The following is a 24,433-nucleotide window of genomic DNA, read 5'->3' as shown; positions in this document are numbered from 1 at the left end:
TCATTGCGACCACTCCACCGTCTTCCCGTGCTGTTGGCCGCCGCTGGTCTCCTTGCCTCCCTCCCACCCGAAGCATCCCGCGCGCAGGCACCCTCGCCCGACGCGACATCCAACGCCGCTGCCAAGGATTCGCCCGACGCACCGGCGCCGGTCGGCAGCGGTGACACCGCCGGCGCGCCGCCCTCGCCGGCCGAAGCTTCCGACCAGGCGAGCCTGCCCTACGAGACGACGCTGAAGGAAACCGGCAACGGCGAGCTGGACGGGGCGATTCGCACCGTCTCGGCGCTGCGCCGGCTGCAGACCGTCGCACCGACCACGGCCGAGGGGCTGGTGGCGCGCGCCACGCAGGAACGTGACCTCGTCACCCGCGCCCTGCGGGCGGAAGGCTTCTACGACGGCAAGCCGGTGGTGCTGGTGGACGGCAAGGCGCCCGACACCCCGAACCTCGCGCTCGACATCGCGCACCACCAGGGACCGGTGCCGGTGACGGTCGGGGCGGAACCGGGCCCGCGCTACACCATCGGCTCGCTGCGGGTGTCGCCGGAAGTGCCGGAAGCCGACATCAGCGGCGCCGGCGACATCCAGGGCATCAAGGTCGGCGACCCGGCACGGTCCGAGGCGGTGATCTCGGCCGGCGACAAGCTGACCGAGGGCATGAAGGACACCGGCTTCCCCTTCGCGCAGGTGGTGCGCCGGCGGGTGGTGGTGGACCACGACACGCACCTGATGGAGGTGACCTACATCCTCCAGCCCGGGCCCCGCGCGCGCTTCGCCACACCCAGCGTCGAGGGCGCGACCCGGGTGGACCCGAAGATGCTCAACGCCGTGGCCGGGCAGCTCGACGGGCGGCAGTACGATCCCAAGCAGCTCGACCGCGTCCGGCGCGACCTGGTGAACCTCGGCGTCTTCGGCACGGTGCGGACCAAGACCGGCGACGCGCTGGATAACGAAGGGCGCCTGCCCACGACCTTCCTGGTGGTGGAACGGCCGCGCCACGCCATCGGCATCACCGGCGCCTACGAGACGCGCAACGGCCCCACCGTCACGACCTACTGGGAACACCGCAACCTGTTCGGCGGCGCCGAGAAGCTGCGCCTGGAGGGCACGGTCGGCCGCACCGACCAGAGCAGTTCCGGCAATTCCTTCAACGCCAAGGTGGACGCCAACCTGCGCTCGCCCTGGATCGCGGGGCGCAACCTGACGCTGGTGGCCGACATCGCCGCGATCCGGGAACGGCTGCTCGCCTATAACCGCGACGCGGTGACCGGCAGCCTGGCGCTGGAAACCAAGCCGGAGCCGCGGCTGACCCTGTCGGGCGGCATCCTGACCGAGGTCGGCCGCACCACCGAGTTCGAAACGCCCACCCGCCACTACCAGCTGGTGGGGCTGCTCGGCACCGCGGTGTGGGAGGATACCGACAACCTCCTCGACCCCAGCAAGGGCGTGCGCGGCAACCTGCTGGTCTCGCCGATCTACCCGATCAACGGCGGCGATCCCTTCGTGCGGCTGCGCGCCACGGGCAGCGGCTACTACGACGTGACCGGCTCCAAGAGCACGATCCTGGCAGGCCGGCTCTCGGTGGGCTCCATCGTCGGCACGAGCGACTACCTCGCGGTGCCGCCGCAGCTCCGCTTCTACTCGGGCGGCGGCGGCTCGGTGCGCGGCTACGACTTCCAGCGCATCGGACCACGGCGCGCCAACGACACGCCGCGCGGCGGCCTTTCGGTGGTCGAGGCCAGCATCGAGGTGCGGCAGAAAGTGTACGGGAACTTCGGCATGGCGGCCTTCGTGGACGGCGGCAGCGTGGGTTCCAACAGCAACCCCTCCTTCAACTCGCTGGCCTTCGGCGCGGGCCTCGGCGTGCGCTACGCCACCGCGATCGGGCCGATCCGCGCCGACGTGGCGCTGCCGCTGAAGGACATCTCCGGCAACAGCGGCTACGGCCTCTACGTCGGCATCGGGCAGGCCTTCTGATGCGCCGCTCCCTGAAGTGGATCGCCGGCATCCTGCTGGTCCTGATCCTGCTCCCCGTGATCCTCGTCGGCGGCGCGCTGGTCTGGGCCAGCACCGACAGCGGCGGCGACACGATCGGGCGGCTGGCCGGCCGCTTCGTGCCGGGTCTGACGATCACCGGGCTGCGCGGCTCCCTGCCCGGTCACCCGCGGATCGCGCGGATCACCATGGCCGACGAGAAGGGCGTTTACCTGACGGTGGACAATGCCCTGCTAGACCTCGACCTCGCGGCGCTGATCCACCGCCAGGTCCACGTCGCGGCGCTCAAGGCCGACCGCGTGGCCTTCGACCGCCTGCCGGTGAGCAGCGCGCCCGAACCGCCGTCGCAGCCGCGCGAAGGCAGCCTCCTGCCGCAGCTGCCACAGCTGCCCGTCGAGGTGGTGCTCGACACCGCCGAGGTCGGGCGCATCGAGCTGGGCGAGGCCGTGGCCGGCCGCGCGGCGGTGCTGAACCTCCAGGCCGGCGGGCGCTACGGCGCGGACGGGCTGTTCCTGGGCGCCAAGGCACGCCGCCTCGACGCGCCCGGCGCGCTGGACGCCGACGTAGCGATGGCGCCGGGGCAGCAGGTCAAGCTCCTGCTGAACTACGACGAGCCGGCGGGCGGCATGGTCGCCGGGCTGCTCGGCGTGCCGCCGGGTCCGGCCACCGCGCGGGTGTCGCTGGACGGGCCGGCCACCGGCGCGGCGCTGACGCTGGATGCCCGCATCGGCGACGGTGTTTCGGCGAAGATCAACGGCACGCTGGCGCTGCCGGCGGATGGCGGCATCGGGTTGCAGGCCAAGGGCAACGTCCAGGCGCCGGCGCTGCTGCCGCAACCCGTGACGGGCGGCGACTTCGCGGTGGACCTCAGGCCCGAGAACGGGGGCCTGCGGCTCAATGCGCTGACGGTGGACGCGACCCCCGGCCACGTCGAGGCCAGCGGCTTCGTCGGCGACAATTCCGACCTCCGCCTTTCGGCCCGCCTGAACAATGCTTCGACGCTGGGCAGCCTCCTGCCGGCGGGCCTCGGCTGGACCGGCATCACGCTGGACGGGCACGTCACCGGATCGACCTCCGCCCCGGCGGTGGAGGCGCATGCCGTGGTGGCCGACCCGCGCTTCCCGCAGGCGCCGCCGACGCTGGTGGGTGACAGGTTGACGGCCGACCTCAAGGCCGACGGGCAGCGGGTGGAGCACCTGACGCTGGCCGGCGCCGGGCTCAACGCCTCGGTCTCGGGCCAGTACCGCGACGCGCTGGACCTCGCGGTGCAGGCCAGCATGGGCGACGCCAAGGCTCTGGGCACGCTGCTGCCCGACGGCATCGGCTGGGGCGGGCTGAACCTCGACGGCAAGGTGACCGGCACCACCGCCGATCCCACGGTCGACGCGAAGCTGGTGATGCACGATCCGCGCCTGCCGGAACCGGCACCGGGCCTCCTGGGCAAGGCGCCGGTGCTGGCGCTGCGCGGCAACCTCCGCCAGATCGAGCACCTGGAACTGACCGGCGCCGGCCTCACCGCCACCGCGTCCGGCCAGTACCGCGACCCGCTGGACCTGAAGGCGCAGATCCGCCTGGCCAACGCCGCGGCCACCGGCCAGCCGGTGCGCGGAGAGCTGCAGGCCGACCTGCATGTCGGCGGCACCACCGCCGCGCCCTCGGTCGAGGCCACCGTCACCAGCCCACTGCTGGAAGCCCAGGGGCACAAGGTGGAAGGGCTGCGCCTCGAAGCCTCGCTGCCGCAGATCGCGCCGCCCACCGGCACGGCCACGCTGCGCGGCAAGGTGGACGGCCAGGCGCTGACCCTGGACGCGGCCTCGGTGCTGGAAGGCACGATCCTGCGCATCCAGAAGCTGGCGGCCGGGCTGGGGCCGGTGAACCTCCAGGGCGGCGGCAGCTTCGACACCGCGGCCAAGCTGTTTACCGGCGACGTCATGGTGCAGGCGGCCAACCTGGCGCCGCTCTCCGGGCTGGCGGGAACGCCGCTCTCCGGCGGGCTGCGGCTCGAGGCGCACGGGATGCCCGATGCCCGCGGCACCCAGGCGGTGCGGGCCGACCTGCGGCTGAACAACCTGTCCGCGGCCGGCACGCCGGTGAACGGCACGGTGCAGGCGGAAGGGCCGCTCGACGCGCTCAACCTTCAGGCGCAGGTCACCGCCATGGAGGCGCGGGTGAACACCCGGGCGCGGCTGGCGCTGCTGGGCGAGGAACGGCGCGTCGATCTCGCGGCGCTGGACGTCACGCGCGGACAACTCGGCGTGCGGCTGACCACGCCGGCCACCGTGACGCAGGCGGCGAACGGGGCGATCCGGATCGCCAACCTCAACCTCGCCGCCCGGCCGGGCGGCAGCCTGCGGGTGGCCGGGACCTGGGGGCCGCAGAATGCCGACTTGAAGGCTGTGCTGACCGCCCTGCCCGCCTCGATCGTCAACATCTTCGTGCCCGAGCCCGCCATCGCCGGCACCGTGTCGGCCGACGTGACGGTGGGCGGCACCACCGCCGCGCCCTCGGTGGACGGCACGGTGAAGGCCGTGGGCCTCAAGACCAACGCCCCCTGGGCGGCGGGCCTGCCGGCAGCCAACCTCGACGTCACGGCGCGGATGCGCGGCCAGGCCATCGAGGCCAACGCGGTGCTCCAGGCCGGCGCCGCCACGCGTGCCACGCTGGAGGCGCGGCTGCCGCAGGGCGCGGGTGGCGACGCGCCGATCCAGGCGACGCTGCGCGGCAACGCGGACCTCGGCGTGATCGCGGCGCCTCTGCTGGCGGCCGGCGCCAACCGCGCCACGGGGCGGCTGACCATCGACGCCCAGGCCGGCGGCACGGTCTCGGCCCCAAGGCTGAGCGGCGGCGCGCAGCTGGCGGGCGGCAGCTTCCGCAACCTCGAATACGGCGCGGCGCTGCGCAACATCGCCGCGCGCATCACCATGCAGGGCGACCGCGTGGTGATCGAGAGCCTGAGCGCCGACGGCGCCAAGGGCACGCTGACCGCCCAGGGCGAGCTGCAGCCCTTCGCGGCCGGGCAGCCGATCAACCTGACGCTGGCGACGCGGGGGCTTCAGCCGGTCACCAGCGACCTGTTCACCGGCACCTTCAACAGCGACGTGACGCTGTCGGGCGGCATCGGCAGCGGGCTTCGCACCGCCGGCCGCATCGAGATCCCGACCGCCACGCTGGGCATCCCCAACAGCCTGCCCGGCAGCGTCGCCGACCTCGGCCCGATCGAGGAGCGCGGCCGCGGCATCCCGGCACGCCAGGTGGCGGTGCGGCAGCGTGCGGCGCGGCCGGAAGCCAATGCCCAGGCCCATCAGGCGGCGCAGCAGGCGGCGGCCACATCCTCCGCCCCGATCGCGCTGGACGTGACGGTGGTGGTGCCGGGGCGCTTCTACGTGCGCGGCCACGGCCTCGACGCCGAGATGGAGGGCGAGCTGCACGTCACCGGCTTCGCCACGGCACCGCTGATCAACGGCGGGCTTCGCATGGTGCGCGGCAACTTCACCATTCTGGACCGGCGCATCAACTTCAGCCGCGGCAACCTGAACTTCGGCGGCGCGGTGATCCCGGACCTGGACTTCCTGGCCACCAGCACGGTGCAGAGCACCACGATCAACATCGCCATCACGGGCCAGCCCTCGGCGCCCAAGATCGAGTTCACCTCCTCGCCCGAGCTGCCGCAGGACGAGGTCCTGGCGCGGCTGCTGTTCCGCCGCTCCACCAGCCAGCTCTCGCCCTTCCAGATCGCGCAGATCGCGCAGGTGCTGGCGGGCGCCACCGGGCTGATCGACGAGGGCAGCGGCGGCGGCTTCCTCAGCCGCATCGGGCGCAGCCTCGGGCTGGACCGTCTCGGCGTCGGGTCGGGCAGCAGCGGGGCGCTGGGCGTCGAGGCCGGCGGCTATCTCGGCGACGGCATCTACCTGAACGTCGATCCGGGGGCGACCACGGGGCAGCCGCGCGTGGGCGTGGAGGTGGAGCTGACGCCCCGCCTCAAGGTCGAGAGCAGCACCGGCACCGACGGGCAGAGTGCCGGCGTGACCTACGAGTACGAGTACTGAGAAACCGGGACGGAAGCACCAGCGGCGGTTTCCGTCCCGTTCATTCTATCCTGTGATAATCTGGAACCGGATCGAAGCCCGGGGGGCGCTGCCCCTTGGACGCGATCTGTTCTAGTCTGCCTGTTCCATCGAACCGGGGGAGACCGATCATGCGCGCCTTTGAAGGCCAGTTCAGCGACAACAAGCCCATCCAGCGCAACAAGGACGAGAAGCGTCGCCTGTTGCGGGAGCTGGAGGAAACCCTCGCCAGCCTGAAGGCCCACGCCTCGCCCAGCCTGCGCGAAAGCCTGAAGACCCGGATCCAGACCCTGAAGACGGAGCTGGCGGGCCGCTAAAGGCCCGAACCCCTCCCGCCGCCTCGGGGGAGACGGTGGGACGGGGGATGCGGTTCAGCCCGCGAGCTTGCCCAGCAGGCGCGCGTGCGACCGGGCGCCGCGGGTCAGGCAGCGCCAGTCGAACTTCTCGTTGGGGCTGTGGACCTGGTCGTCGTCCAGTCCGAAGCCCATCAGCAGCGCGTCGGTATTCAGGATGCGCTTGAAGCTTTCCACCACCGGGATGGAGCCGCCGCCGCCGATCATCGCGGGGGCCACGCCGTACTCGTCCTGCAGCACCGCCTGCGCGGCCGCGATGAAGCGGTTTTCGACTGGCACCTCGACCGGGGCTGCGGAGGCGAAGATCCGCACCTCGGCCGAGCAGTCCTTGGGCAGCCGTTCGCGCACGAACTGGCGGATGCCCTCCTCGATCTTCGCCGGGTCCTGCTGGCCCACCAGGCGGCAGCTCAGCTTGGCATGCGCCTCGCCGGCGATCACCGTCTTGCTGCCCTCGCCGGTATAGCCGCCCCACATGCCGTTCACGTCGCAGGTCGGCCGCGCCCAGATACGCTCCAGCGCGCCCAGGCCGCGCTCGCCGGCCGGCACCGACAGGCCCACGTCGCCCAGGTAGCGCGCCTCGTCGAAGCCCAGCGCCGCCCACTGCGCGGCCTGGGCGTTGGAGACCGGCGTGACGCCGTCGTAGAAGCCGGGGATCTGGATGCGGCCGTCATCGTCATGGAGGTCGCCCAGGATACGCGCCAGCAGGTTCAGCGGGTTGCGCGCAGCACCCCCGTACATGCCCGAATGCAGGTCGCGCGAGGCCGCGCGAAGGTCGATCTGGGCATAGACCATGCCGCGCAGCCGCGTGGTGATGGCAGGGGTCGCGAAGTCCCACTGGTTGGTGTCGCTCACCACCGCGATATCGGCCGAAAGCTCCGCCGCGTTGTCGCGCAGAAAGGCGTCGAGGCTGGGGGAGCCGACCTCCTCCTCACCCTCGATCAGCGCCGTGACGCGCACGGGCAGGCCGCCGGTCACCTGGTGCCAGGCGCGCATGGCCGAGAGCCAGGTCATCACCTGCCCCTTGTCGTCCACGGCGCCGCGCGCCACCACGCGGTCCCCGTGCGGGCCCTCGACGACGGTCGGCTCGAAGGGCGGGCTGGTCCAGAGCTCGAAGGGCTCGGCCGGCTGCACGTCGTAGTGGCCGTAGTAGAGCAGGTGCGGCGCATCAATTCCGGCTGGCCCCGCATGCTTGGCCACCACCACCGGATGGCCGGCCGTCTCACGCACCGCGGCCTCGAAGCCGATCTCGCGCAGCTCGCCCACCAGCCACTCCGCGGTGCGGCGGCAGTCGGCGGCGTGGTCGGGCTGGGCGCTGACGCTCGGCATGCGCAGGAAATCGAAGTAGCGGCGGCGCATCTCGGCTTCGGCGGCGTCGAGCGCCTGCAACACGTCCTCGGTGCGGTTCATCGGCTGGGCCCTCAGTGGTTCGGCCGCAGCCTCCACCCGGCAGCGGGTGGCCGCAAGGCGGGGGGCACATCATTGCGCCGGCCGGAGCCACCCGCGAGAGGCCCGGAAACCCTGCGGGAGCCGGGTGCGCGGGCCGGAATGGCTCCAGCACCCCGCAGGGTTCGGCCGGCCCGGCGACGCCCCGGCCGGCGCGGACCGGATCGGCACCGACGCGCGAACCGGCGCGGCCTCCTGCCCCGGCAAGCGCATCGAAGCGGACCACTTGGCGAGGCGTGTCCGCTCAGTCGCCGGTATCGGGCTCCAGCCCGGCAGCGCGGATGCCGGCCACGGCGGCCAGCTCATCCTTGTCGGAGGCGTCACCCGACACGCCGACGGCGCCCAGGATCCGCCCGCCCTCGCCCCGCACCAGCACGCCGCCCGGCACCGGCACCGCCGACCCGCCCAGCAGGTCGGAATAGCTGTTCATGAAGCCCGGCATCCCTTGCGACCGCCGCGCGAGTTCCCGCCCGCCGAAGCCCAGACCGATCGCCCCAAAGGCCTTGCCGTGCGCGATCGCCGGGCGCTGGAGCGACGAGCCGTCTTCCCGCAGCAGCCCCTTGAGCTGCCCAGCCTGGTCCAGCACCACCACGGTCAGCGGCGCCAGGCCGAGGCGCCGCCCTTCCGCCAGGGTTTCGCGCAGGATGGTCTGCGCCGTGTCCAGCGTCAGCCCGTGATCGAAGCCGGTGGGCGGGTTGGGCATGGTGGCGTCCTTTGCTCAGGTTTGCGCAGCCCTCTCACCATGGCACGGGATGCGGCGCCAGGGGGCCGCGGCGGTTGGGTATTGAACGCCGTGGCGGGCGCGGGCGGCATCCGGGATGGCACCGGGGAAAGCCCGCCGCGACAAGGCACTCAGGGGAACAGTGCCCGGCCGACGCTGCCCGGAAGCCGTGCCGGTGGAGCAGCCCGGGAGCCGCACCCCCGCCCGCCGTGTCAGGGCGCCGGATCGGGCGGCATCACCTCGTAGCGCAGCGGCACCCAGCGGTCGCCGTCGAGGCGCCAGGAACGGCCGTCGATCGTGTCCACCACGAAGGCCGCCGCGCCCGCGCCGCACACCAGCCGGAAGCGGCCGGTTGGCCCCAGCGCGGCGTCCGCCGCGGCGGCAAGGTCCGCCTCGGCCGGAAAAGGGTTGGGCTCGGCGATGTCGCTCATCTCTGTGCCTCCATGGCGAAGTGTCGCGGCACGTCCGGCGCCTGGCCGGTCGCGTCCTCCGTCTGGGGCAACGTGCGGGATGCGCGGCGGCTTCCTCGGCGCGCCGTTGGGCCGACGCCCTGCTTCGCCCGGCAGCACGGGGTTGCGTGGCGGCCACGCGGCCAGCCCGGAAGTGGCAGCGGATGGAGGGCGCGCCCGGGCCGACGGCGGAACTATCCGGGCGGAACGACCGTGCGAGAGAGTCGCCGGCGGGGCTGCCTCCGCGCCTCGGCCGGTCCTAGGATGCCCGCGACCCTTTGCCCTGGAGCAAGCCTCACACCATGAAATACGTCCGACTGGGCCGCAGCGGCCTCCATGTTTCGGCGGTCTGCCTCGGCGGCAATTCCTGGGGTGCGGCCGGGCGCCGCGCCTGGGGCGCCTTCGACGAGGCGGGCTCGGCCCCCTTCTTCCGGGCGGCGCTGGATGCCGGAATCAACTTCTTCGACACCGCCGACGTCTACAACCTCGGTGAGAGCGAGCGGATCATCGGCGCCACGCTGCTGACCTATGCCCCGCGCAGCGAGCTGGTGATCTCCACCAAGGTCGGCCTGCCGATGACCGACAAGCCCAATGGCGGCGGCACCGGCCGCAAGCACCTGACGGAAGCACTCGACGCCTCGCTGAAGCGGCTGGGCACCGATTACGTGGACCTCCTGCAGATCCACCGCCTGGATGAGGTCACCCCGGTCGAGGAGGTGATGGAAACGCTCAACGACATGGTCCGTGCCGGCAAGGTGCTCTACGTCGGCGGCTCCACCATGCCGGCCTGGCGCTTCGCCCAGATGTGCGCCGTGGCGCAGTACCGCGGCTGGGCGCGGCCGGTGGCGATGCAGAACCTTTACAACCTCGTGCAGCGCGAGGAGGAGCGCGACATGATCCCGCTCTGCCTCGAGCAGGGCGTCGGGCTCGTGCCCTATTCCCCGCTGGCGCGCGGCTTCCTCGGCGGCAACCGCACGCGCGAAGGTGCGGCGAGCGAGCGGGCGCGCACCGACAAGCTGGCCGACGGGCTGTTCCGGGAAAGCGACTTCCGCATCCTCGACCAGGTCACCCGCATCGCGAACGAGCGCGGCGTGACGCCGATGCAGGTCGCCCTGGCCTGGCTGCTCAGCAAGCCGGTGATGGCCGCGCCGATCTTCGGGGTCAGCAACCCGGCGCAGATCCGCGACGCGGCGGCGGCAACGGCCATCACCTTGTCACCGGAAGATCTCCAGGCGCTGGAAGGCCCCTACGAGGGTCGCTGAGCGACGCGGCGGCGCGCCTCACGTGGCGCGCCGCCCCCGCCTGCTCTGCCCGGCCTACTCCGCCGGAACCGGCGGGCGACGCCAGGCGCGAAAGCACTTGAAGAGCAGCAGCACCACCACCGCCACGCCGATCGTGCCGAGCGCGTAGAAGGTGTTCTCCTCGCCCAGCCAGGACACGGCGTACCAGCCGGCGCCCACGAAGGAGGCGGCCCAGATCCCGGCCGCGATGAAGTTCAGCACGGCGAAGCGGATCCACTCCATGCCCGCCACGCCGCAGGCCGCGGCCGCGACGTTGCGGATGCCGTAGGCGAAGCGGAAGCACAGCACGAAGGTGGCGCCGTAGCGGTCGAGGAAGCGCATCGCGGTGTCCATGCGCTTCTGGGCGCCGGGGATCTTGCGGACCGCCCTGGCGCCGTATCGTCGGCCGAGCGTGAACCAGAGCTGGTCGCCCAGGAAAGAACCGCCCCATACCGAGAACATCAGGATCCACGGGTCGATGACGCCGGTGGCACGTCCCGCAGCGGCGGCCAGCAGCACGAAAGTCTCACCCTCGAAGAAGGCCCAGCAGGCCGCGGCGGCATACGCCAGTGCGCCCCACTCCGCCCAGAACTCCGCCACGCCGTTACTCCCGACCCACGCACGTCAACAGATGGAGGGTGCCCCATGCTCCTGCCACTGAAAACAACATTATCGGTATTTTGTTGCCCAATGCGGCAATTTCGTTACCCGCCCGTTCCTGGTCGCGGGTCCTCGCCTGCCACGAAGCTTCACGAATTTATGCTGCAGCGCGGAACCTCGTTCCGGTCTACGGTTGATTCATGCAGACCTATCGCCTGAAGCCGGTGGAGCGATTCCTGTCGGATCCCAGCTGGCTCGCCAGCCGGTACCTCGGGGAGTGCATCGTCGTGGCGGAATGCGCCGCGGCGGCACGGCGCTACGCCAACGGCACCTTCGCCCTGCCCGTCTGGCACGAGAGCGCGGGGCCGGTCCCGAGCCTGCCCTGGTCGCAGCCGCACCTGGTGGAGGTCCGCCAAGCCACCCCTGGGCAGGCTTCCTACGGGCAGGCCCTGCCGCAGCGGCAGGCGGTGCCCGCCTCACTCCTGCGCGCCGGCTGAAGGCTCTCACCACCCCAGCGGCGATCTGAACCGCGCCCCCGGACCACGCTTCGGGGCGGAGAGCCCGCGCTTGGTGCGCTGCCGCCCCTTCCGGCGCTGCCGCCGATGTGGGATGTGGCGCCGGCACTGCCCGGCAGGGGCAGCGCCAAGGCTGCGGAACCCGAACCTGACCGGAAGAGTCGGGGAACGGACGCTTTCCGCGAGGAAACAATCTTCATGTGCGGTATTGCGGGCTGGTACCGGCGCGGCGGCCGGCCGGTCGAGGCGCGCCTGCTCGAGGCGCAGTGCGACACCATTCTCCACCGGGGTCCCGATGAGGGCGGCGTGCTGGCCGAGGGCGACTTCGGCTTCGGCATGCGCCGACTGAGCATCCTCGACCTCGCGGGCGGGCACCAGCCGATGCGCTCGGCGGACGGGCGTGCCGCGATCGTCTTCAACGGCGAGATCTACAACCACCTGGAACTGCGCCCCGAGCTCGAGCGCGCCGGCCACCGCTTCCGGGGCAGCAGCGACACCGAAACCATCCTGGCCGCCTGGCAGCACTGGGGCGAGCGCTGCTGGGCGAGGCTGGAAGGCATGTTCGCCGTGGCGATCTGGGACCGCCCGGCGCGGCGGCTGGTGCTGGCGCGCGACCAGCTCGGCATCAAGCCGCTGTTCCTGACCGAGCAGCGCGGCGGCCTCGCCTTCGCTTCCGAGATCAAGGCGCTGCTGCCGCTGCCCGAGCACGGCTTCACCGTCGATCCGCGCGCCGTGCACGACTACTTCACCGCCGGCCACGTCCGCCCGCCGCGCAGCATCTACCGGGAGGTGCGGCAGCTGCCGCCCGGCCACGCGCTGACGCTCGGGCCCACGGGCGAGAGCAGCGTGGACGCCTTCTGGCGCTTCCCCCGCCCGGCGCCGCAGCGGCGCACGCCCGGGGAATGGGTCGAGGAGTTCCGCGCGATCTGGCTCGACACCGTGCGGCGGCACATGCTGTCGGACGTGCCGCTGGGCAGCTTCCTGTCGGGCGGCGTGGATTCCTCCGCCGTGACGGCGGCGATGGCGCGGCTGTCGGACCGGCCGGTGAAGGCCTTCACCATCGGCTTCCCCGGCAGCGCGGTGGACGAGACGGCCCATGCCCGCCGCGTGGCCGAGCACCTGGGCTGCGAGCGCCGGCACCGGGTGGTGGAGCTGCGCGACGCGGCCGAGATCCTGCCCCGGCTCGTCCGCAGCTTCGACGAGCCTTTCGCCGACCCGGCCGCGATCCCCAGCCTCTACCTGGCCGAGCTCGCGGCGGCCGAGGTCAAGGTGGCGCTGGCCGGCGACGGCGGCGACGAGATCTTCGCGGGCTATCGCCGCCACCGCACCGAGCAGCGGATCGGCCGCTACCGCGCGCTGCGCCACGCGATCCGGCCGCTGGGCGGCGCGCTCGGCCTGCTGGGCGAGGCGCGCACCGGCCAGCTGCGGCAGAAGCTGCGCCGCCTGGGCGACGCCGCCGGCACCGAGGGCGGCTATGCCCGGTTCTTCCGCAAAACCGAGATCACCTCGCCCGCGTTGCGCGAGGCGCTGATGGTGCCGGGCTTCCACGCGGCGCAGGACGCCGCGCCGGAGCAGCTGCGCGACGAGCTGGTGGACGACCCCTGGCACGGCGCCGGCGCGCTGCACCAGTTCCTCCACGCCGACGCGACGCTGCAGCTGCCCGGCCAGATGCTGTGCAAGGTGGACCGCGCCAGCATGGCGCATTCGCTGGAAGTGCGGGTGCCGTTCCTGTCGTCGCGGCTGGTGGACTGGGCCGCCACCGTGCCGCTGGAACTGAAGCTGCGCGGCGCCACGGGCAAGTGGATCATCCGCCGCGCCGTCGAGCCCTGGCTGCCGCCGGGCGTGCTGGACCGGCCCAAGCAAGGCTTCAAGCTGCCGTTGGCCGCCTGGTTCCGCGGCGACTTCGCGGATTACGCGCGCGCCGCCTGGAACGACAGCGGCGCGGCGGGGGCCGGCTTCCTGGAGCCGGCGTCGGTGGAAACCCTGTTCCGGGAACATGCCGCCGGAACGCGCGACCACGGACGCATCCTCTACGCCCTGGCGGTGTTCGGGACCTGGTGGGGCGGCCGGCCGGGCCGCTGAGCCCGGCCCGGCGCGATCGGCTCAGGCCGGCTTCTTCGCGCCCTTGGCGGCGGCGGGCTTCGCCGCCGCAGCCTTGGCCGGCTTGGCTTCGGCGGCAGGCTTCGCCTCGGCGGCGGTCTTCTTGGCCGCGGGCTTGCGGGCGGGCTTGATGGCCGGCGCCTGCGCGACCGAAGCGGTTTCCGCCGCCACGTCGGTCGGAGCGCCGTCGGTGTCCGCTGCCCCCGCCGCCTGCGCTTCGAGCGGCTCGCCCGCGGCCTCGTCGGCCATCAGCATCTTGCGGGCCTGTTCCCAGTGCGCCTCGTGGCTCCCGTGCTCACCGCCGGACTGTTCCCAAAGCTGGTAGGCGCGTTCGCGGATGCGCGCCTCCAGATCCTGGTCCTTCTTGCTCATACGGCTCGCCTCATCGGAATCGGGGTAGTGCGATCGAATGTGTGGCGGGGAATGGCCGAGCCGCAACGGGCAAGCCCCGGCCCGCTCGGTCACACAACGTTGAAACCTGCCGGGGCGCCGCGTTCGGGCCGCCCCTGTGGCCGCGTTGCACCAACGCACGGCAAAGCGGGGCGCCGCGACCGCCGGGAGAGCGCCGCGCGCCTTCCCTCCCGTGGGCGCGGCAGGGTCGGAACCGCCGCGCCCGCGCGGTTCAGGCCGCGATGCGTGCCAGCGCCGCGTCGAGCCGCGCCATCTCCGCTTCCGCCGCGACCAGCCGCTCGCGGTTCTCTTCCACGACTTCCGGCTTGGCGCGGGACACGAAGTCGGCGTTCTCCAGCTTCGCCGCGATCTTGCGCGCGTCGGCCTCGACCTTGTTGCGCTCCTTGGTCAGGCGCGCGCGCTCGGCGTCGAGGTCGATGATGCCGGCCAGCGGCAGCATGATCGTGGCCTCGCCCAGCACGGCCTGCGCCACGCCCTGCGGCGGCTCGCCCTTCAGCGGCTCCACCGCGGTGATGCGCGCCATGCGCTCCACCGTGTCGCTCCAGCGGTTGGCGCGCGCCAGCATCGCCTCCGACGCGCCCTGCACCAGCAGCGGGAAGCGATTGGAGGGCGGCACGTTCATCTCCGCCCGCACCGCGCGCACGGTGGAGATCAGCGACAGGAGCCATTCCATCTCCTCGGCCGCCTCGACCGGGTGCGAAACGGCGGACGCCTCCGGCCAGGCGGTGTGGATCAGGCTGAGCTCGGGCCCGTAGCCCATCTGGTGCCACAGCTCCTCGGTCACGTAGGGCGCGATCGGGTGCATCAGCCGCAGGATCACGCCCAGGACGTGCTGCGCGGCGCCCTTGGCCTCGCGCGCCTCAAGCGTGTCGCCCGAGGCGAGCGCGGGCTTGGCGAATTCCAGGAACCAGTCGCAGAACCCGTCCCAGGCGAAGCGACGCACGGCCGCCGCGTAGTCGTCGAAGCGGAAGTTCTCCAGCGCTGCCGTCGCTTCCGCCACCGCCGCGTTGGCGCGCGCGATGATCCAGCGCGCGAGCGGCGTGGTGCAGGCTTCCGGCAGGAAGGCCGGGTCGGCCTTGATGCCGTTCATCTCGCAGAAGCGCGCGGCGTTCCACAGCTTGGTGATGAAGGAGCGCCCGTTCTCGACCTTGGCGCGCCCGAGCTTCACGTCGCGCCCGGGCCCGGCGAGCGAGGCGATGGTGTAGCGCAGCGCATCCGCGCCGTAGCTGTCCACCAGCTCCAGGGGATCGATGACGTTCCCCTTGCTCTTGCTCATCTTCTGGCCCTTCTCGTCGCGGACCAGGCCGTGGATGTAGATCTTGCGGAAGGGCACGTCGCCCATGAAGTGCAGCCCCATCATCATCATCCGGGCAACCCAGAAGAAGATGATGTCGAAGCCCGTCACCAGCACGTCGGTCGGGTAGTAGCGCGCCAGTTCCGCGGTCCGCTCCGGCCAGCCCAGCGTCGAGAAGGGCCACAGCGCCGAGGAGAACCACGTGTCCAGCACGTCCTCGTCGCGCGTCAGCGCCTCGTCGCGTCCGTAATGCGCGCGCGCCTGTGCCTGCGCCGCGGCCTCGTCGCGCGCCACGAAGGGCGTGCCGTCGGGCCCGTACCAGGCGGGGATGCGATGGCCCCACCAGAGCTGGCGCGAGATGCACCAGGGCTCGATCTCGCGCATCCAGGAGAAGAAGGTGTTCTCCCACTGGCGCGGCACGAACTCCATGCGCCCGTCCTCGACGGCGGCCACGGCGGGCTTGGCCAGCGTCGCCGCGTCGCAGTACCACTGCACCGTCAGCCGCGGCTCGATCGCGACGCCGGAACGGTCGCCGAAGGGCACGGCGCTGGTGTGCGGCTCGATCTTGTCGAGCAGCTCCAGCCGCTCCAGCTCCGCCACGATCGCCTCGCGCGCCTTGAAGCGGTCCATCCCCGCCAGCGTGCGCGTGAAGGCGGGATCGGCGACGCCTTCCACCGCGGCCAGCGCGCCCTCGATCTCGGCCAGGGTCACGCACGCCTCGGCATCCAGCACGCTGATCGCGGCGAGATCGTGCCGCTTGCCCACGGCGAAGTCGTTGAAGTCGTGCGCCGGAGTGATCTTCACCGCACCCGTGCCCTTCTCCGGGTCGGAATACGTGTCTGCCACCACGGGGATGCGCCGCCCGGTCAGCGGCAGGATGACGTTCTTGCCCACGAGGTCGCGGTAGCGCTCATCCTCGGGGTGAACGGCCACCGCCGTGTCGCCCAGCATCGTTTCGGGCCGCGTCGTCGCCACAACGAGGAAACGCCCCGGCTCCCCTTCCACCGGGTAGCGCAGGTGCCACAGGCTGCCCTTGGTTTCCCGGCTCTCGACCTCGAGGTCGGAGATGGCGGACTGGAACACCGGATCCCAGTTCACCAGCCGCTTATCGCGATAGATCAGCCCCTGCTCGTGCAGCGTGACGAAGACCTCGCGCACCGCCGCCGACAGGCCCTCGTCCATGGTGAAGCGTTCGCGCGGCCAGTCGAGGCTGGCGCCCAGGCGCCGCAGCTGGCGGGTGATCGTGCCGCCCGACTGCGCCTTCCATTCCCAGACATGCTCCAGGAAGGCCTCACGCCCGATCTCGCGCCGCTTGATCCCCTGCCCGCCCAGCAGTCGCTCCACCACCATCTGCGTCGCGATGCCGGCATGGTCCGAGCCCGGCTGCCACAGCGCGTCGCGGCCCTGCATCCGGCGCCAGCGGATCAGCATGTCCTGCACCGTGAAGGTCAGGGCATGGCCAATATGGAGGCTGCCCGTGACGTTGGGCGGCGGGATCATGATGGTGAAGGGCGCGGCCGCGCTCTCGGGCCTGGCGGAAAAGGCGCCGGCGCCTTCCCACCCCTCGTACAGGCGGTTCTCGAATTCGGCGGGTGAGAGGGTCTTCTCGAGCATGGCGCATCCCTGTGCCGGGACGCGCCCGAACGTCAAGGGTGCCGCAACAACCGCGCCGCTGCTGCGCCCGTGGCGCATCCCGGCGGAGGGCGCGCCATGCCCGGCGCGGGCAGGGTCCGGGGCGCACCCGCCACGGAACAGCGGGGCCATGTCCGGCCCCGCCGGGATCAGCCCAGCGAGCCGCCCACCAGCCGCTGGATCTCGGCGCGCACCATGCGCTCCACCATGGCGGGCAGGTGCGTGTCGAGCCAGGCCTTCACCACCGGCCGGACCTCGTCGCGCACCACGTCCTCGATCGTGACCGCGGAGGAGCGCGTCACCTGCGCCGTGCGCTCGGCCGAAACAGCGCGCGCCAGCTCACCCAGCGCCGCCGCCGTGGCGGCCGCCGTGGCCGGCGCCAGCAGCGCGTCGCGCAGCGGCCCACCCTCGCCCGCCAGGGCAGGCGGGACGCCGGCCGGAGCGGAGGCCGGCGGCGCGAAGGGCAGCTCCGCGCGGGTGTCCGCGCCAGGGGATGGCGCAGGGGATGACACAGGGGCCGGCGCAGGCGGCGGTGCGGCGGGCGGCGACACCATCATCGCCTCGGTCAGCTCCAGCGGCTCCTCTTCCTCCACCGGCGCATAGGCGGCGGGCGGCGGTGCCGGAACGACGGCCGGTGCCGGGGAAGGTGACGGCGCGGCCACCGGGGCTGGCGCCGCGCCCATCCCGGTGGCGGCGGGCTTGGCCGGGGCGGCCGCCACCGGCTCATCCTCGTTCAGGATGCGCCGGATGGAGGCCAGGATGTCCTCCATGTTCGGGTCTTGCCCGTGGGAAGAAGCGGGTCCGCTCATGCTTATCGTCCGACTGGCGCCATGGTGGAGGGCGGCGTCGCCGTGGCGGGCACCGTCCCTGCCACCGGCGCCGCATCCGCGCTCTGGATCGTTTCGCTGTCGCTGCCCAGACCGATCCAGCGGTTGCGCACCGCCTTGTAGTAGGCCGTCATGTCATAGAGCGGCACCGGCAGCGCCAGGTCGCGCGCCGTCAGGCGCCCCACCGCCGCGGCCAGCGAGTAGGAGGAGGTGACGTTGCTGGCCAGCGCGCGCACCAGCGCCACGCGGTTGTTCAGCAATTCCTGCTCCTGGTTCAGCACGTCGAGCGTGGTGCGGCTGCCCACCACCGCCTCTCGCTGCACGCCGTCCAGCGCCACTTCCGCCGCGCGGATAGCGGCGCGGTTGGATTCCACCGTGGCGCGATTGCTGACCAGCGTTTCCCAGGCCGAGGCCGCCTGCTGCGCCGAGGTGCGGCGCTGGTCGTCGATGATCTGGCGGTAGCGCGACGCGTCCTGCCGCGCCTGACGCACCGTCGAATACTCGGCGCCGCCCTGGTAGATCGGCACGCTCACCGTCGCGGTGATGGCGGTGCCGGTGCCGCGCGTGTTGGGCTGCGTGCTGTTGTCCACGCGGAACTGCTGCGCCTGCGCGCTCACCTGCGGCAGCAGCGCGCCGGTCTGCACGTCGATCAGCGACCGCGCCGCGGCCTCGTCAAACAGCGCCGCCACGACGTTAGGGTTGTTGGTCGCCGCGGCCTGCGACGCCTCTACCGCCGAGCGCACCGGCGGGCGCAGCGGCTGCGGCGCCGTCAGCGAAACCGGCACCGTCCCGATCACGCGGCGGAACACCGCGCGCGCGCTCTGCAGCTGCCCTTCGGCATCGGCGCGCGTCGCCCGCGCCGCGGCCAGCCGCGACTCCGCCTGCGCCACGTCGGTGCGGGTGATCTCGCCCACCCGGAAGCGCTCGTTGGTGGCGTCGAGCTGACGCTGGAGCACCTGAACGTTGTTCAGGTTGAGGCGGACCTCCTCCTGGTAGCGGATGACGTTGATGTAGGCCTGTACCGCGTCGCTGAGCACCTGCTGCTCGGTGGCCAGCAGGCGTGCGCGCTGCGCCATCACTTGGTTCTCGGCGCGCTGCGTCTGCGCCACGGTGCGGCCGCCGCGATAGATCGGCTGCGAGGCGGTGGCCTGCAGCGTCAGCGTGTCGCGGCTGACGTCCTGATACACCGAGATGGGGCCCGACTTGGCGCGCGCGTTGGCGTCCTGGTACCCGGCCGAGCCGCTCAGCGTCACGGTCGGGCGCCAGCCGGCCAGGGCCTGCGGCACGTTCTCGTCGATCACCCGCAGCTGCGCGCGCGCCGTCTGCAGGGTGGGGTTGTTGGTATAGGCCTGGCCCAGCGCTTCCTGCAGCGTTTGCGCGCGGGCACCGCTGGCGCTGCCGGCGAGAACGGCGACCGAAACGGCCAGCGGCAGCGTGATGGTCGTGGCCATGGCCAGGGCTGTGCGTCGTGACATCGGCACCGACACTCCTGTGCGTCCCCGCAGGATCTACGGGGTGAAGATGAACAGATTGCCCTGAGCCTAGGGCTGGGGCCCGGGCAAAGGCCAGGGTGATTTACCCGAGCGATTTACCTGGGCGACTTTCCTGGCCGCTGCCCCTGGCGGGCATCCGCGCGGCGCCGCGCGGACAGGCTCAAACGAACTGGAAGGCGCCGGCCGGCGCCGGCGCCGCGGCCGCCGCGAAGTCCGGCAGGCGCGCGGTCTGCGCGTCAAAGGTTTCGGTCAGGCCGAAGCTGCCGTGCGTGCGCCGGGCGAGCACCGCCCGCCCCGCGCCGCCGGCAGCGCGGATCACGCCGACGATGCGCCCGCCCTCGGCCAACTGGTCGCGCAGCGCGGGCGGGATCGCGTCCACCGCGCCGTCGATCAGGATCGCGTCGTAGGGGGCAGCCGCCGCCCAGCCCTCGGCCAGCGGCCCGCTTTCCACCCGCACCGGCGCCGCGGCGGCGCTGGCCATGGAACCCTCGGCCGGCATCGCGAGGTTGGCGCGCGCGGCGGCCAGCAGCTCGGGATTGCTTTCGAGCGCCACGACCTCGGCCCCGATGTGGCGCAGCACCGCGGCGCTGTAGCCGGTGCCCGCCGCCACCACCAGCACGCGCTGGCCGGGCAGCACCGCAGCACTTTGCAGCAGCCGCGCCAACGTCATGGCCTGCATCATCACGCGGCCGTCGCGCAGCGGCGTGTCGGCATCGGCCATCACGCGGAAGGCCAGTGCGGGCGGCACGAAACGCTCACGCGGGACCTCGCGCATGGCATCGAGGATGCGGGGATCGGTGACCTTGTTGGGGCGGATCTGGCCGTCCACCATGAACCGCCGCGCTTCGGTAAAGTCCATGACGTTTTGCGCGCCCCCCGATCAGCCCTCGCTGCGGCGCTTATAAGGGCGCGGCGGGCGCCGGCCAAGCGCCGAGACCTTTCCCGGTGTATGTAAAACCGCGGCGGCGCACCCGCCCCGCGCGCGCCGCGGAGCGTCGCCGCCCCGCCGCCGGGCCCGCGGCCCCAGCTCCGTTCCGGGTCTTCCCCTTTGCGCCGGGAGCCTGTCAGCATCCCGATCAACGACCGAGGGCCGCAAGCAACGTGCTTCCGGTCCGCGCCGCGGCCTTCGGCCCCGAGCGGTGTTCCAGACCCGGTGTTCCCGACCCTGAGCAGCCCAGGCTTGGGCGGGCACAGGGCCACGAACCCGCGTTGACGGATGCGCAGGCGCCCCCCAATCTCCGCCCCATGGGTGGCCTTCCCTTCCGCACCGCGAACCGACGCCGTCGCTGCTTTCCAGCGGCGGCTTCCATGGCTGCGTGCAGAAACGCCCCTCCCCCGGTGAGGTCCGCTTCCTAGCGGCCCACCCCCGCGAGGCGGCATCGGCCCGCACCCTTCGAACCCCCGCAGCCCCCGGCTCCGGGGGTTTTTCTTTGCCCTCACCCCAGCAGCAGGACACCAGCATGAGCATCCGCGTCGGCATCGTCGGCATCAGCGGTTTCGGTGGCGGCGAGGCGCTGCGCCTCGTCGCCAGCCACCCATCCTTCGAGCTCGTCTACGCCGCGGGCGAGGGCAGCGCCGGCAGCCGCCTGGTGGACCGCTTTCCCGGCGCGCCGGCCAGGCTGGCCGATCTGGTGATCCGGAAGTGGGACCCCGCGGCCCTGCCGAAGCTCGACCTGCTGTTCACGTCGCTGCCCACGGGCAGCTCGGCCGAGGCGCTGGCGCGCGTGTCCGGCGACGTGAAGATCGTCGACATCGGGGGCGACCACCGCTACGCCGAGGGCTGGGCCTACGGTCTGGCCGACGTCTGGCCGGACCGGATCGAGGGGCAGCGCCGCGTCGCCAACCCCGGCTGCTTCCCCGCGGCGACGCTGACCGCGCTGGCGCCGCTGCTGGCGGGCGGGCTGATCGAGCCCGGCAACATCGTCGTCGACGCCAAGACCGGCATCTCCGGTGCCGGCCGCGGCGGCGGCGACAGCCGCTTCGGCTATGCCGAGAGCAACGAGAACCTCCTGCCCTACGGCCTGCTCCGCCACGTCCACATGCCCGAGATGGCCACGACGATCGAGCGGCTGAGCGGCGGCAGCGCGGCCGGGCTGGTGTTCACGCCGCACCTGGTGCCGATGACCCGCGGCATCCTCGCCACGGTGTACTGCCGCGGCCGCGCCACCACGGAACAGTGCCTGGAGGCGGCCCGGCGCTTCTACTCCGGGCGGGCCTTCGTGCGCGTGACCGACCGGCCGCCGCAGACCAAATGGGCCACCGGCTCGAACCTCGCCTTCGTCAGCTACGCGGCCGATCCGGAGCGCGCGCTGGTGATCGCGATGGGCGTGGTCGACAACCTCGGCAAGGGAGCGGCCGGACAGGCGGTGCAGAACGCGAACCTGATCTGCGGCCTTCCCGAGACCGCGGGGCTGGAGGGCGCACCCGTCTGGCCCTGAGGTTCTTCGCGCGCCCGTGCTGCCCGCCGTTCCGCTCCCCGGGCGGCGCGTTCCGCGTCTTCCGCCCCGCACCCTCTGGACTTCCGGCCGCGCCCCCCGTAGATGGGCGGCGCGGCTCCGTGCCCGAGTGGTCAGGGAGAGGTCTGCAAAACCTTCTACGGCGGTTCGATTCCGCCCGGAGCCTCCAACTAACCCGTTGTTCGATCCGGATAACGGCGCTCTTTAAAAACTTCGCTCAGCGGTCTTGCGGCCCCGCGCCGCCCAGGATAGATGAGCGCCACCAAGTGATCCCCGATAGCTCAGTTGGTAGAGCAAGCGACTGTTAATCGCTTTGTCGTAGGTTCGAGTCCTACTCGGGGAGCCACCCTCCTTCTCCACATCGATAACTGACCGGCACGGCACCCGCCGCCGACCACGCGCGTCCACGTCGCACCCGCGTGCCGCCGATGCATCGCGCCTCGCGCGACCTGGCCCGCGCGATCCGGCCGCCTGCCCGACCGCCTTCGCCGATCCGTGCCTGTCTTGATCACTCGGCCACCATCCCGGCCCGGTTGCCCCGGTCCGGGCACGTCAGTCTGGTCGCCCCAATCCGGACGCCCCAGTCCGTCTGTCCCGGTCCGGCTGTCCCGGTCCGGTCGCCCCCGGCCTGAGGTGCCCCGGCGTGAACGCCTGACACCGACCGGCCCTGCCTCAACCGCATGACACGGAAATTTCGCGTGCCCCGCGCTGGCGCTGCGGCGCGCGCCGTGCAGGATCGTCCCCCATGTTTGCCGAGCAGATCTTCACCAACGCCAGGATCGTCCTCCCCGACCAGGTGATCCGGGGCACGCTGCTGCTGCGCGGCGGCACGATCGCCGAGGTGTCCGACACCCGCAGTCACGCCCCGGGCGCCCTCGACTTCGAGGGCGACACGCTGATCCCGGGCATCGTGGACCTCCACACCGACAACCTCGAACGGCAGGTGCAGCCGCGCCCCGCCGCCCGCTGGCCCTCGCGCTCGGCCCTGCTGGCGCACGACGCGCAGACGGCCGCCGCCGGCGTGACCACGGTATTCGACGCGCTCTGCGTGGGCGACATCCATCCGGCCGGCAACCGGCGCCGCACCTTCACCGACGGCGCGGCCGACCTCGCGGCCCTGGCACCCACGGGCGCGCTGAAGTGCGATCACTTCCTCCATATCCGCTGCGAACTGCCGGCCCATGACATGCTGCCGCTGCTGGAGGAGGTCGTGGACCATCCGCTGCTGCGGCTGGCCAGCCTGATGGACCACTGCCCCGGCGTCGGGCAGTTCAGCGACGTGGAGCGGTTCCGGCGCATGCTGCTGAGCGAGGGCTTCGACGCGGCCGGCGCGGACCGCCGCATCCGGGAAATGCTGGCGCTGCGGGCGGAAAACGCCGAGCCGAACCGGGCCGCCCTGCTCGCGCGCCTCGGCGACCGGGTGCCGCTGGCCGCGCATGACGACTGGGACGCCGCCGAGATCCGCCGCAACAGCGCCGACGGCATCCGCATCAGCGAGTTCCCCGTCAGCCTCGCCGCCGCAGAGGCCGCGCGGCGCGAGGGCATGACGGTGATCGTCGGCGCGCCCAACCTCGTGCGCGGCGGCAGCCACTCCGGCAACGTCGCCGCCCGCACGCTGGTGGAGGCCGGGCTGGCGGACGCCATCGCCAGCGACTACGTGCCGCCCGCCATGCTGGAAGCCGCCTGGAAGCTGGCGCTGGACCCCGAGATCGGCCTCGCGCGCGCCGTCGCCATGGTGACGGCGAACCCGGCCGCGATGGCGGGCCTCAGCGACCGTGGCCGCATCGCGGTCGGCCTGCGGGCCGATCTCGTGCGCGTCCGCCCCCTGCCCGATCCCTTGAACGGCGAGCTCGCGGTGCCACGCGCCGTGTGGCGCGCGGCGGAGCGCGTGGCATGAGTGGCGGCACCCGCACCCCGCGCGACGCGAACGGTTCCGTCGCCGGGGGTTTCGCGAAGGGCGGCTTCGCCGAGGGCATCACCCCCTGGGGCGACCCGCGCGGCGGCGTCGGCAGCACCATGCGCGCGGCGCTCTACTGGGCGCCGGAGGTGGACGACCCGCTGCACGCGCTGGGAGCCCGCTGGCTCGGCCGCGACCCGGAAACCGCGGCAACCGTGCCGCAGCCCGAGATCCCGGGCCTCGACCTCGCCGAGGCCACGGCGGAAGCCCGTCGCTACGGCCTCCATGCCACGCTGAAGGCGCCCTTCCGCCTGGCCCAGCCTTTCCCAGCACTGCGCGAAGCGGTGCAGCGCCTGGCGGCAACCACGGAGCCTTTCGATCTGCCGCCGCTGGTGCTGGAGAATTTCGGCGGCTTCCTGGCGTTGCGCGAGGCCGAGCCCTGCCCCGCCCTCCAGGCCCTGGCCGACGAGGCGGTGCGGCAGCTCGACCCCTGCCGCGCGCCGCTGAGCGAGGCGGAACGCGCCCGCCGGCGGCCGGAGCGGCTCGACGCCTCCCGGCGCGAGAAGCTTGACCGTTGGGGCTACCCGGACGTTTTCGAGGACTGGCGCTTCCACGTCACGCTGACGCGGCGCCTTTCGCCCGAGGAGGAGGCGCTGGTGCGCCCGGTGCTGGAGCGGCACCTGGGCGACATCCCGGCACGCCCCCGGCGGGTCACGTCGGTTTCGCTGTTCACGCAGGGGTCGCCGGAAGTACCCTTTCTGATCAGCGAGCGATTCCCGCTCGGCGCCGCTGCGGGCGCCGGGTAAGATAGCAAGATGGTAAGGAAATAAGGCGAACGCGCCGCTTCCCCGCCGTTGCGAAAACCCGCGCGAAGCGGATACCCAGGCCGGGTAAACGGTTCTAGCC

At 72.5% G+C, this 24,433-nt stretch carries 18 protein-coding genes and 2 tRNA genes; 11 read left to right on the top strand and 9 right to left on the bottom strand.

Annotation, left to right across the window (positions count from 1 at the left end):
* Nucleotides 1–3: 3 nt before the first annotated feature.
* The 3 genes from ACFFGY_RS19715 (at nt 4) to ACFFGY_RS19705 (ending at nt 6,373) form a co-directional block, all read left to right on the top strand.
* On the top strand, nt 4–1,974 hold the full coding sequence (locus tag ACFFGY_RS19715; RefSeq protein ID WP_377046238.1) for a BamA/TamA family outer membrane protein: 1,971 nt from the start codon (nt 4–6) through the stop codon (nt 1,972–1,974).
* Complete coding sequence (locus ACFFGY_RS19710) at nt 1,974–6,038, top strand: translocation/assembly module TamB domain-containing protein (RefSeq protein ID WP_377046237.1); 4,065 nt, start codon at nt 1,974–1,976, stop codon at nt 6,036–6,038. Before ACFFGY_RS19715 ends, ACFFGY_RS19710 begins: the two co-directional genes overlap by 1 nt.
* Before the next feature lie 149 nt (nt 6,039–6,187).
* Nucleotides 6,188–6,373: a hypothetical protein gene (locus ACFFGY_RS19705; protein ID WP_377046236.1), complete on the top strand. Its 186-nt coding sequence runs from the start codon at nt 6,188–6,190 to the stop codon at nt 6,371–6,373.
* Nucleotides 6,374–6,427: 54 nt separating this feature from the next.
* Here the strand turns inward: ACFFGY_RS19705 and ACFFGY_RS19700 are convergent, their stop codons facing one another.
* From ACFFGY_RS19700 to ACFFGY_RS19690, 3 genes are all read right to left on the bottom strand, one after another.
* Nucleotides 6,428–7,816 carry a dipeptidase gene (locus ACFFGY_RS19700; RefSeq protein ID WP_377046235.1) on the bottom strand — a complete coding sequence of 463 codons (1,389 nt, stop codon included), beginning with the start codon at nt 7,814–7,816 and terminating at the stop codon, nt 6,428–6,430.
* Nucleotides 7,817–8,096: 280 nt separating this feature from the next.
* Nucleotides 8,097–8,555, bottom strand: a complete 459-nt coding sequence (locus ACFFGY_RS19695) for a GlcG/HbpS family heme-binding protein (RefSeq protein ID WP_377046234.1) — start codon at nt 8,553–8,555, stop codon at nt 8,097–8,099.
* Nucleotides 8,556–8,785: 230 nt separating this feature from the next.
* Nucleotides 8,786–9,004 (bottom strand): hypothetical protein, encoded by a 219-nt coding sequence (locus ACFFGY_RS19690; RefSeq protein ID WP_377046233.1) that lies wholly within the window; start codon nt 9,002–9,004, stop codon nt 8,786–8,788.
* Between the two features lie 320 nt (nt 9,005–9,324).
* On the opposite strand from ACFFGY_RS19690, the gene ACFFGY_RS19685 reads away from it, so the two are divergent.
* The gene (locus tag ACFFGY_RS19685) at nt 9,325–10,284 is read left to right on the top strand and encodes an aldo/keto reductase (RefSeq protein WP_377046232.1); all 960 of its coding nucleotides are present in this window, start codon (nt 9,325–9,327) and stop codon (nt 10,282–10,284) included.
* 54 nt (nt 10,285–10,338) lie between these two features.
* On the opposite strand, the gene ACFFGY_RS19680 is transcribed toward ACFFGY_RS19685, so the two are convergent.
* Nucleotides 10,339–10,902: a DedA family protein gene (locus ACFFGY_RS19680; RefSeq protein WP_377046231.1), complete on the bottom strand. Its 564-nt coding sequence runs from the start codon at nt 10,900–10,902 to the stop codon at nt 10,339–10,341.
* Nucleotides 10,903–11,102: 200 nt separating this feature from the next.
* Between ACFFGY_RS19680 and ACFFGY_RS19675 the strand changes: the two genes are divergently transcribed.
* Together ACFFGY_RS19675 and asnB are read left to right on the top strand one after the other, a co-directional pair.
* Nucleotides 11,103–11,399 (top strand): hypothetical protein, encoded by a 297-nt coding sequence (locus ACFFGY_RS19675; RefSeq protein ID WP_377046230.1) that lies wholly within the window; start codon nt 11,103–11,105, stop codon nt 11,397–11,399.
* Nucleotides 11,400–11,615: 216 nt separating this feature from the next.
* Complete coding sequence (gene asnB, locus ACFFGY_RS19670; RefSeq protein ID WP_377046229.1) at nt 11,616–13,499, top strand: asparagine synthase (glutamine-hydrolyzing); 1,884 nt, start codon at nt 11,616–11,618, stop codon at nt 13,497–13,499.
* A 21-nt stretch (nt 13,500–13,520) separates the two neighbouring features.
* Here asnB and ACFFGY_RS19665 read toward each other — a convergent pair whose 3' ends face one another.
* From ACFFGY_RS19665 to ACFFGY_RS19645, 5 genes are all read right to left on the bottom strand, one after another.
* Complete coding sequence (locus ACFFGY_RS19665) at nt 13,521–13,889, bottom strand: DUF2934 domain-containing protein (protein ID WP_377046228.1); 369 nt, start codon at nt 13,887–13,889, stop codon at nt 13,521–13,523.
* A 250-nt stretch (nt 13,890–14,139) separates the two neighbouring features.
* Complete coding sequence (locus tag ACFFGY_RS19660) at nt 14,140–16,836, bottom strand: valine--tRNA ligase (RefSeq protein WP_377046227.1); 2,697 nt, start codon at nt 16,834–16,836, stop codon at nt 14,140–14,142.
* 167 nt (nt 16,837–17,003) lie between these two features.
* The gene (locus ACFFGY_RS19655; RefSeq protein ID WP_377046226.1) at nt 17,004–17,663 is read right to left on the bottom strand and encodes a DUF2497 domain-containing protein; all 660 of its coding nucleotides are present in this window, start codon (nt 17,661–17,663) and stop codon (nt 17,004–17,006) included.
* Nucleotides 17,664–17,665: 2 nt separating this feature from the next.
* Complete coding sequence (locus tag ACFFGY_RS19650; RefSeq protein ID WP_377046225.1) at nt 17,666–19,156, bottom strand: TolC family outer membrane protein; 1,491 nt, start codon at nt 19,154–19,156, stop codon at nt 17,666–17,668.
* 178 nt (nt 19,157–19,334) lie between these two features.
* Complete coding sequence (locus ACFFGY_RS19645) at nt 19,335–20,033, bottom strand: protein-L-isoaspartate O-methyltransferase family protein (RefSeq protein ID WP_377046224.1); 699 nt, start codon at nt 20,031–20,033, stop codon at nt 19,335–19,337.
* A gap of 601 nt (nt 20,034–20,634) precedes the next feature.
* On the opposite strand from ACFFGY_RS19645, the gene argC reads away from it, so the two are divergent.
* The 5 genes from argC (at nt 20,635) to ACFFGY_RS19620 (ending at nt 24,333) form a co-directional block, all read left to right on the top strand.
* Entirely contained in the window at nt 20,635–21,612 is a 978-nt protein-coding gene (gene argC, locus ACFFGY_RS19640) for an N-acetyl-gamma-glutamyl-phosphate reductase (protein ID WP_377046223.1), read from the top strand.
* 113 nt (nt 21,613–21,725) lie between these two features.
* Nucleotides 21,726–21,799: transfer RNA gene (locus ACFFGY_RS19635), tRNA-Cys, on the top strand.
* A 101-nt stretch (nt 21,800–21,900) separates the two neighbouring features.
* A tRNA-Asn gene (locus ACFFGY_RS19630) sits at nt 21,901–21,976 on the top strand.
* A gap of 399 nt (nt 21,977–22,375) precedes the next feature.
* Nucleotides 22,376–23,527: an alpha-D-ribose 1-methylphosphonate 5-triphosphate diphosphatase gene (locus tag ACFFGY_RS19625; RefSeq protein ID WP_377046222.1), complete on the top strand. Its 1,152-nt coding sequence runs from the start codon at nt 22,376–22,378 to the stop codon at nt 23,525–23,527.
* Entirely contained in the window at nt 23,524–24,333 is an 810-nt protein-coding gene (locus ACFFGY_RS19620) for a DUF1045 domain-containing protein (protein WP_377046221.1), read from the top strand. The genes ACFFGY_RS19625 and ACFFGY_RS19620 overlap by 4 nt, the downstream gene beginning before the upstream one ends.
* The last annotated feature ends 100 nt before the right edge of the window (nt 24,334–24,433 follow it).

Source organism: Roseomonas elaeocarpi, from assembly GCF_042433915.1.
Lineage (GTDB): Bacteria > Pseudomonadota > Alphaproteobacteria > Acetobacterales > Acetobacteraceae > Roseomonas > Roseomonas elaeocarpi.
The sequence above is the reverse complement of the archived record's forward strand: the minus strand, read 5'-3'. Positions and strand labels throughout refer to the sequence as shown.

What these genes read in the sequence shown, in the direction of transcription:
- ACFFGY_RS19710 (WP_377046237.1), top strand. Translation starts at nt 1,974, where the DNA reads ATGCGCCGCTCCCTGAAGTGGATCGCCGGCATCCTGCTGGTCCTGATC.
- ACFFGY_RS19705 (WP_377046236.1), top strand. Translation starts at nt 6,188, where the DNA reads ATGCGCGCCTTTGAAGGCCAGTTCAGCGACAACAAGCCCATCCAGCGC.
- ACFFGY_RS19700 (WP_377046235.1), bottom strand. Translation starts at nt 7,816, where the DNA reads ATGAACCGCACCGAGGACGTGTTGCAGGCGCTCGACGCCGCCGAAGCC.
- ACFFGY_RS19695 (WP_377046234.1), bottom strand. Translation starts at nt 8,555, where the DNA reads ATGCCCAACCCGCCCACCGGCTTCGATCACGGGCTGACGCTGGACACG.
- ACFFGY_RS19690 (WP_377046233.1), bottom strand. Translation starts at nt 9,004, where the DNA reads ATGAGCGACATCGCCGAGCCCAACCCTTTTCCGGCCGAGGCGGACCTT.
- ACFFGY_RS19685 (WP_377046232.1), top strand. Translation starts at nt 9,325, where the DNA reads ATGAAATACGTCCGACTGGGCCGCAGCGGCCTCCATGTTTCGGCGGTC.
- ACFFGY_RS19675 (WP_377046230.1), top strand. Translation starts at nt 11,103, where the DNA reads ATGCAGACCTATCGCCTGAAGCCGGTGGAGCGATTCCTGTCGGATCCC.
- asnB (WP_377046229.1), top strand. Translation starts at nt 11,616, where the DNA reads ATGTGCGGTATTGCGGGCTGGTACCGGCGCGGCGGCCGGCCGGTCGAG.
- ACFFGY_RS19665 (WP_377046228.1), bottom strand. Translation starts at nt 13,889, where the DNA reads ATGAGCAAGAAGGACCAGGATCTGGAGGCGCGCATCCGCGAACGCGCC.
- ACFFGY_RS19660 (WP_377046227.1), bottom strand. Translation starts at nt 16,836, where the DNA reads ATGCTCGAGAAGACCCTCTCACCCGCCGAATTCGAGAACCGCCTGTAC.
- ACFFGY_RS19655 (WP_377046226.1), bottom strand. Translation starts at nt 17,663, where the DNA reads ATGAGCGGACCCGCTTCTTCCCACGGGCAAGACCCGAACATGGAGGAC.
- ACFFGY_RS19650 (WP_377046225.1), bottom strand. Translation starts at nt 19,156, where the DNA reads ATGTCACGACGCACAGCCCTGGCCATGGCCACGACCATCACGCTGCCG.
- ACFFGY_RS19645 (WP_377046224.1), bottom strand. Translation starts at nt 20,033, where the DNA reads ATGGACTTTACCGAAGCGCGGCGGTTCATGGTGGACGGCCAGATCCGC.
- argC (WP_377046223.1), top strand. Translation starts at nt 20,635, where the DNA reads ATGAGCATCCGCGTCGGCATCGTCGGCATCAGCGGTTTCGGTGGCGGC.
- ACFFGY_RS19625 (WP_377046222.1), top strand. Translation starts at nt 22,376, where the DNA reads ATGTTTGCCGAGCAGATCTTCACCAACGCCAGGATCGTCCTCCCCGAC.
- ACFFGY_RS19620 (WP_377046221.1), top strand. Translation starts at nt 23,524, where the DNA reads ATGAGTGGCGGCACCCGCACCCCGCGCGACGCGAACGGTTCCGTCGCC.